Consider the following 976-nt stretch of genomic DNA (forward strand, 5'->3'; position numbering starts at 1 on the left):
AGACCAAAAGGATAATAGTTAAAGATGATTTTTTTACTATTTCACTAAAAAACCACCCCTTTTACTTCCTTTTATTACAGTATTTTTAAAGAACGTTTTGTTCTATTAAGAATATTAAATTTGGAATTACTATCCCCAAAAATAAATTCTTAAATGTGCTTCAAGATACTTTTCTTTTCTTGAAAAGCATATTGTTTTTCTACTTAATCTCTTAATATGAGTTCTTAGATTTAAATTCATTCGCTCAATTTTATTAGTACAATATTGAAAACGTCTATGAATAGTTTTTGGAATTAGAGCAGGATAAATATTTAATTTATCTGTGTAAATACGTTTAGGTTTTAATAACAACAATTTATTTACTAAAGGTTTTATATTTTCTGTTGTTTTCCTACCAACAAAGAAATCAATTACTGTTTTAGTTTCCCTTTCTATAGCATAAGTAATCCAAGTAACATTCTTTCTGTTTCCTATAAAACTCCACATTTCATCAACCTCAAATTTACATCCAAGCTTATTAAAGTATGACACTTTAATTTGATTACTTATTTTAATAGTCTTGATAAAACTGTTCCACAAGAAATATTTAAAACTCTTGAAATACCTCGTACACTACAACTTTCTTTTAATAATTGCTTTAGCATTCTATTTACATCTAAATTGTAAGCTTTGTACTTATATTCATTTTGAAAATATTTTTCACAAGCTTTGCAATAGTAACGCTGAGCACCTTTTCGGATTCCCTTTTTTATACAATTAGATGTATTACAGTATTTACATTCCATAAATACAAATATTGTAAGTGCCAATTTGAAACACAAGGGTATTTATACCTGTTGTTTTACGGTCTCTAATAAACTTTAATTATTTCAAAGAACAGAAACAAGCTTCATTAATGAAGCTTGTTTATTTTTAATAAACTGATTATCAGTTTTTAATTTTCATATTTTTCAAAAGTGCCAATTTGGAACATTAC

1 pseudogene is annotated in these 976 nt (G+C 25.5%); it reads right to left on the bottom strand.

The features are described 5' to 3' along the window. Positions 1–129: 129 nt before the first annotated feature. A pseudogene (locus ACVC2P_RS13825) lies at positions 130–785 on the bottom strand (IS1 family transposase). Positions 786–976 lie beyond the last annotated feature (191 nt).

Source organism: Pontimicrobium sp. MEBiC01747, assembly GCF_053601635.1.